The organism is Amycolatopsis sp. NPDC050768 (assembly GCF_040654155.1).
GTDB lineage: Bacteria > Actinomycetota > Actinomycetes > Mycobacteriales > Pseudonocardiaceae > Amycolatopsis.
This window is the reverse complement of record NZ_JBFAHL010000032.1, coordinates 60,386-66,845: the sequence shown is the minus strand read 5'-3', so window position 1 is coordinate 66,845 and position 6,460 is coordinate 60,386. Positions and strand designations below refer to the sequence as shown.

At 67.5% G+C, this 6,460-nt stretch carries 6 protein-coding genes and 2 pseudogenes; 3 read left to right on the top strand and 5 right to left on the bottom strand.

Annotated elements, in window-relative coordinates:
- Positions 1-255: pseudogene (locus AB0H62_RS48835) on the top strand (hypothetical protein); the annotation flags it as partial.
- 160 nt (positions 256-415) lie between these two features.
- Complete coding sequence (locus AB0H62_RS48830; protein ID WP_255638337.1) at positions 416-997, top strand: NAD-dependent epimerase/dehydratase family protein; 582 nt, start codon at positions 416-418, stop codon at positions 995-997.
- On the opposite strand, the gene AB0H62_RS48825 is transcribed toward AB0H62_RS48830, so the two are convergent.
- The 3 genes and pseudogenes from AB0H62_RS48825 to AB0H62_RS48815 all read right to left on the bottom strand — a co-directional run bounded on the left by AB0H62_RS48825 (position 984) and on the right by AB0H62_RS48815 (position 3,253).
- Positions 984-1,271, bottom strand: coding sequence for a hypothetical protein (locus AB0H62_RS48825; protein ID WP_220247894.1), 288 nt, complete (start codon positions 1,269-1,271; stop codon positions 984-986). The genes AB0H62_RS48830 and AB0H62_RS48825 overlap by 14 nt on opposite strands.
- Positions 1,201-1,631, bottom strand: a pseudogene (locus tag AB0H62_RS48820) (amidase family protein). Before AB0H62_RS48820 ends, AB0H62_RS48825 begins: the two are co-directional and overlap by 71 nt.
- A 665-nt stretch (positions 1,632-2,296) precedes the next feature.
- Entirely contained in the window at positions 2,297-3,253 is a 957-nt protein-coding gene (locus AB0H62_RS48815) for an aldo/keto reductase (RefSeq protein WP_360592762.1), read from the bottom strand.
- Positions 3,254-3,507: 254 nt separating this feature from the next.
- Between AB0H62_RS48815 and AB0H62_RS48810 the strand changes: the two genes are divergently transcribed.
- Positions 3,508-4,134 carry a TetR family transcriptional regulator gene (locus tag AB0H62_RS48810; RefSeq protein WP_360592761.1) on the top strand — a complete coding sequence of 209 codons (627 nt, stop codon included), beginning with the start codon at positions 3,508-3,510 and terminating at the stop codon, positions 4,132-4,134.
- 128 nt (positions 4,135-4,262) lie between these two features.
- On the opposite strand, the gene AB0H62_RS48805 is transcribed toward AB0H62_RS48810, so the two are convergent.
- Entirely contained in the window at positions 4,263-4,880 is a 618-nt protein-coding gene (locus tag AB0H62_RS48805; RefSeq protein WP_220243237.1) for a TetR/AcrR family transcriptional regulator, read from the bottom strand.
- 10 nt (positions 4,881-4,890) lie between these two features.
- Positions 4,891-6,396 carry an MFS transporter gene (locus tag AB0H62_RS48800; RefSeq protein ID WP_360592760.1) on the bottom strand — a complete coding sequence of 502 codons (1,506 nt, stop codon included), beginning with the start codon at positions 6,394-6,396 and terminating at the stop codon, positions 4,891-4,893.
- Between the last annotated feature and the right edge of the window lie 64 nt (positions 6,397-6,460).

Sequence of the window (6,460 nt, the reverse complement as noted above, 5' to 3'; positions counted from 1 at the left end):
ACCAACCAGCACCTCATCGTGGGCCTCGACCCGAACGCGAGCAGCCGCCTCATCGGCAGCAACATGGCGTACTACTCCGTAGGCTTCGGCGGCGGTGCCGTCGCGGCCACCACCGCCTACAGCGCGTGGGGCTGGACCGCCGTGAGCATCCTCGGCGCCGGGTTCAGCCTGGTGGCCCTACTGATCTGGGGCGTCGACCGGATCTCTTCCGCTCGCAACGCCGGGCCGGCGCTGGCCGAAACGACAGTGTCCTGAACAGAGTGTCCACACCAGACAGACGGGCTCGGGGACCACGCTCCCCGAGCCCGCACCGAATGGCCCACGGATTCCCCGGCCCAATGGACCACAGATAGCCGCCACCTGCCTCGTAGCGTGGTTGTCAGCAGAGAAGTTTTCCCAATTACCAGGAGAAGTGATGAAGGTATTCCTCGCCGGCGCTTCCGGCGTTCTCGGTCAGCGGCTCATCCCGCGGCTGGTCGAGGCCGGACACGAAGTCGGCGCCATGACGCGCTCGTCGGCCAAAATGGAAGGGCTCGTCCACCTCGGCGCCGTCGCGATCCTGTGCGACGTCTTCGACCGCGACGAACTCGTGCAGACGGTCCACGACTTCAAACCGGACGTCATCCTCAATGAGCTGACCGACCTGCCGGACGACGTCACGAAGATCGGCGATCACGGCGAGCGCAACGCGCGTATCCGCACCGAGGGCAACCAGAACCTGATCGAAGCCGCCCGCAAGAGCGGCTCCCCGAAGATCCTGGCCCAGAGCGTCGCCTGGCAGCTGCCCGACGGCCCCGACGCACTCGCCGTCGCGGAGCTCGAGCGCTCCGTCCTCGCCGAGGGTGGCGTGGTGCTCAGCTACGGGCAGTTCTACGGCTCCGGCACCTACAACGAGCAGGAAAAGCCCGCGGAACCCCGGGTCCACATCGACCGCGCGGCCGAACGCACGGTGGAGGCCCTTGACGAGCCCTCGGGCGTCGTCGTCATCGTCGACTGAACTCGCGCACGCACGGACCGGCAGCCCACCGATCCGGATCGCCCCTCCTCGGAGGCCACTGCTCTCCGGAGAAACCGTCACTGTCCTCGAAGGTGTCCGAGATTCGGTGGCGACGGAGGAACTCGCGGAGCGCGAGCATGGTTTCGTGGAAGAAGATCGGCCAGGTCGAGCTCTCCGCGATCTCGGAGAAGTCCTTTCCCAGGTCAATCTCGACGAGCCGGGCGCCGGCGTCCTCGAGTTTCCCGCGAGCCTGGTCGAACAGCAGCGTGACCACGGGATCGACGCCGTCGAGCCGTTGCTTGGGCTCGTACGCGAACCGGGCGTCCTTGACGCCGTCCGGCGCCTGGCCGGAGTGCGGTCGCCGTGACGACGGAGTCGACGAGCGGGCGGTCCTCGACGCTACGCGCGATGACGCCCGTCGAGTCCAATGTGGCCGAAATCGGCGCGACCCCGCCGTCGGGCCAGCGTCCCCGGCTGGGCTTTACACCACCACATCGCACAGCGACGCCGGGATCCGGATTGAGCCGATCGTGCCCTCGGCGAGCGCGGCCGGCACGATGCGGGCCGCGACCGCCGCCGCGGACCCGCTCGATGAACCACCCGGCACCTGGGACAGAGACGACCGCCTCGGCATCCCTGGCCGCAACGACCACCTCGGCGTCGTGGTCGGGAACTTACCCGCGCAGGGCCGAGTTGCCGAACGCAGTGGTGACCCGCCCCGAGCGGGACACCCAGCAATGGGCCGGTTGCGCGTGTCTCGTCGGCACCCCTCGCGGCGGTCAGCACGACGTCGCGGGCGACGCGATCCAGCACGAAGTCGAACCCGACATCCCTGTTTGACGGCCGGAAGTTCGGTGCTGCCACGGGCCAGGCGAACGGCGGAGGCAGTCACACAGGGCATCCGACCGGACGAACCAACACACTCAAGCTCACCAGGGCCGAACGCCTGACCGCAGTACGCGGTCCACGACTCCGGCGCGGCCTCCTCCGGTGGGAGCGGGAACCCGTGGACAACGCGAGATCGCCAACGTTGCCCGAGGATCGGGCGCGCAATGACCAGGCGCATCGTCATCGGGCACCACGCCAAGCGTGGTGATCCACGGGAACGAACATGGTCGAAGCGCCCGCAGTTCCCGCCGGCGTGGTGGTCCGCCGGTCCTGCACGGGAATGAACCGCACGCGTTGAGACGGGCCCGGCAGCAGGTTGGCGGCCTGCAGCAACGCCGTCGATCCAGATACGCACGTGCCGCAGAGGAGGCCCCGGTTGCGCCGGGCCGAGACCTCCCCCGCACGTGGTTTTCAGTGGGTCAGGGGCGGGGTGACGCCGAAGCTCCAGTTGTGGCCGAGGTCGGATTCACGCGCGCCGGCGACCTTGATCTCGTTCAAGCGCGCGATCTCGTCGTCGGTGAGGGCGAGATCGGCGGCCGCGGTGTTCTGTTCGAGGTAGGCCCGGCGGCGCGTGCCGGGGATGGGCACGACGCTGGGCGTCTGCGCGAGCAGCCAGGCGATGGCGACCTGCCCGGGCGTGGCGCCGTGCACCGCAGAAATCTCCCGGACGGTGTTCACCGATGCCAGGTTGGCGTCGAACGTTTCCGCGGCAAAGCGTGGCATCGTGCGCCGGTGGTCACTTTCGGGCAGGTCGTCGCGGGAGGTGAAGGTGCCGGTCAGCGCGCCTCGGCCCAGCGGGCTGAATGCCACGAGGCCGATACCCAGCTCCTGGCATGCAGGCAGCACTTCGGTCTCTACCTCGCGCGACCACAGCGACCATTCCGATTGCACCGCGGTGATGGGATGGACTGCGTGCGCACGACGAATGGTGTCCGGCGCGGCCTCCGACAGGCCGAGGTAGCGGACCTTGCCGGCCTGGACGAGCTCCGCCATCGCCCCCACGGTCTCCTCGATCGGCACCGCCGGGTCGGCCCGATGCTGGTAGTAGACGTCGATGTAGTCCGTGCGCAACCTCTTCAGCGAGCGCTCGACGCGCTCACGCACGTATGCGGGCGTCCCATTGATGATGGCCGGCTTGCCGTCCATCGGCCGTTGGACGATGCCGAACTTCGTAGCCACGACAACCTGATCGCGCCTACCGGCGATGGCTTCTCCGAGCACCTCCTCGCTGGGGCCGTAGACGTCGGCAGTGTCGATCATGGTGGTGCCGAGCTCGAGAGCGCGGCTGACCAGATCCCGAGGGGTGTCGGAGCCGTCGGCGAGATTCTGCCCGTAGACGCCCGCGAAGCTCATCGCTCCGAGCCCCACGGCTCCGACGGTCAGTGCCTGGTCGCCGAGAGTTCGCACAGGAATAGGCATGAAGAAGTTCCTTGTCATGTGATCGATTCATGCGGAGCGCTGTCGCACCATCGCCACTCGCCACGCGCTCGCGAGCTCATGGCCACGGTGCATGTCTCCACTTGGGGACATCATATGTCCCCAAGTGGAGACATGCAAGGCCGCCAAGCCTCGCCCGCGGCCGGCGCCGAGCAGTAGCGTCCGAATCCTCTACTCTGGCTGTTGTGACGGAGACCAAGCACGCCTCTGGAGCCGAAGCTCGGCGCAGGGATTCGGCTGCGACGAAGCGGGCGCTGCTGGCCGCCGCACGCGAAGTCTTCACCCGTCAGGGGTACGACAACGCGGGCCTCCGGGACATCGCCCAGCGGGCCGGGACCGACAAACGTCTGATCGGCCGCTACTTCGGCTCAAAGGAGAACCTGTTCGCGGAGGTAGTCGCCGAGGCGTACGAGAAAATGTTGCTGTCGGCCCCCGAGGCGACCCACGCGACGGCCGTCGCCCTTCTCAGCGGCGCCGAACCTGACAACCCCGACGGGCTTCTCTTGACGCTTCGCTCCGCCTCCAGCGAACGCGCCGCCGAGATCATGCGCGACAGCATCGAGCGCACCTGCGAAGCCGCCCTCGCCGACGCACTGATCGGACCGGATGCGGTCGGCCGGGCCGCGCTGCTGCTCTCCATCTGCGCCGGGATTCACCTCCAACGCAACATCCTCCACAGCAGGTCCCTCACGAACGCGGACAACACGGACCGGCTCGTGCCCTACCTCAAAGCTGCCCTTGACGCGATCGCCGCAACTCCGGCCGCGGCCCCCGCCGGAGACAGTGTGGACCAGTCACCGCAATCAGACTGACGAGAATCGTCGCAGTCCCGACCCCAACGTGTGAACACCGGATCCACAGTGGACGCCCATGACGAGCCGAACACTGGCAACTGCGCCCGCGCCGGAAAGCGCCGTCAGGAACATCTTCAACGACGTTCTCATGTAGGTGACCGACGGCTGAGCCCGGTGAGAAAGGTGTCGACGATCGCATCCACAGGCGGAACCACGTGCCCGGACGGCTGGACGTTCACGACTCCGCCCACGACGGTCGAAATCATCATGTTGACCGTCGAGAGTGCATCGATGTCCGCGCGAAGCGTCCCTGCGTCGATCTCTCGTTGGAGGAGTCGTACGAGGGCGTCGATGCGCGGGGCGATGAACTCTTCCGCGTAGAGGCGGGTCGCCTCGGAGTAGCGGTCGTCGCTACCGATCAGCCGGCACCAGGCGCGGCCGACCCGGGTCGATGTCAAGCGCTCACTCAGGTTGGCCAGGACGGCGATCAGCGTCGAACGCAGTTCGCCGTCGGGGTCGATCACGGGCGGCACTTCGACATGTCCCAGGGCGTAGGCGACAAGTTCTTCTTTGTTGCTCCAGCGCCGGTAGATGGTCGGTTTGCCGACCTTGGCTCGTCGGGCAATGTTGTCGATGGTCAAACCGGTGACGCCTGATTCGTCGATCAGGTCGAGCACCGCGTCGACAAGCGCCTTCTCCGCGCGTTCGCCGCGGGCCGACGCCTGTACGGCGCCGTCCGTGGCGTGCGCGCTCGTGCTTGGCATGCGAGTCAGCTTAGCTCGGCACCGCTGCCGCCCGGGTGTGGCCGAGCGATGCGGTCACCCCGACGAGGACAGCGCACACGAGTGCGACACCACCCGCTACGAGAGAGGTGAGATGCAGTGCGCTGAGGAACGCGCTGCGGGCAGCGGTGATCCCCGTGTGGTCGTGCAGCACGGCCAACGTGCCGGACAGGGACTGCCGCGCGTCCCCCTGTTCCCCGGTGGGCAGTGTGGCGAGGGCCGGCCCGACGCCGGAGCCGTATGCGGACCACAGCAATGAACCGAGAACCGCCACACCCAATGCGCTGGAAACCTGTCGCGCGGTGTTCAGGAGCGCCGATCCGGCGCCGACACGGGAGCCCGGCACCGTGCTCATCGCCGCGGTCGTTCCAGGGCTGAGCACCAGGGCGAAACCGAGTGCGAGCGCCAAAAAGACCGAGAGGATGAGCACGACCGAGGTCGTCATCGAGTAGAACGCGATCACCGTCATCGCGACCGTGATCAGCAGCAGGCCGGCGGCGATGGTCGGTCCTGTTCCGAGGCGCTCCACCAGTCGCCGCGATATCGGAGCCCCGATCACGAGCCCGGCGGACATCGGGATGAAGAGCAGACCGGTCTGGAACGGCGTGTAGCCGCGGGCGACCTGCAGGTAGAAGGTCAGCAGGTACATGGCGCCGAACACGACCAGCGCGGCGACGCTCAGCGCGAGCACGGACATCGCGAAGCCCCGGTCGCGGAACAACCGTACGTCCGCGAGCGCATCGTCTCGTCGCCCCTCGCTCACGATCAGCACCGCCAGGAGCGCCAGCCCGACCACCACGGGGCAGAGCGTCGTGAAGCCCAGCCAATCACTGGTCTGGCCCCCGTCAAGCACCCCGAGGACGAGCAGCCCGATTCCTGCGATGGACAGGACCACAGGCAGGAATCGGAGTTCTCCGTTCCCAGACGCCGGCAGGCGGGGAACGACGATGAGCGACGCGAGAAGTGCGATCAGTGCCAGAACACCGACGAGCACGAGCACGGAGCCCCACCACAGGCCCGCACTGAGCATCAGACCCCCCGCCAGCGGGCCGGCCGAGATCGAGATTCCGGACGCGGCCGCCCACACCACAATCGCTCCGGCACGCTTCTGCGTCGGGTACAGGCGCAGGATGATCGCGAGCGTCGTCGGCATGATCGCCGCGGCGAAGACCCCCATCAGCGCGCGCATCGCGATGACGAACCCCACCGTCGTGGGGAGCGACGCGAGCGCGGTCACGACGATGAATCCCGCCAGCCCGACCAGCAGAGTTCGGCGAAGCCCGAATCGATCGCCCACCGTGCCGGCGATCAACAGGAATCCCGCGAACGTCAAGGTGTAGCTGTTGAGCACCCACTGCTGCCCCACGTTGGTCAGAGCGAGGGCCTGCGTCATCTCCGGCAGTGCGACGTTGAGGATCGTGCTTCCCAGCAGCACCACCGACACGGCGACCACGAGCGAGGACAACGCGGCAACCCGGCGCCCACTCGAAATCTCCACCCCTTACCTCCTACGTTACGAAACGGTTTCGTTTCGAACCACCCTACGGCATGGTCAATCGCAC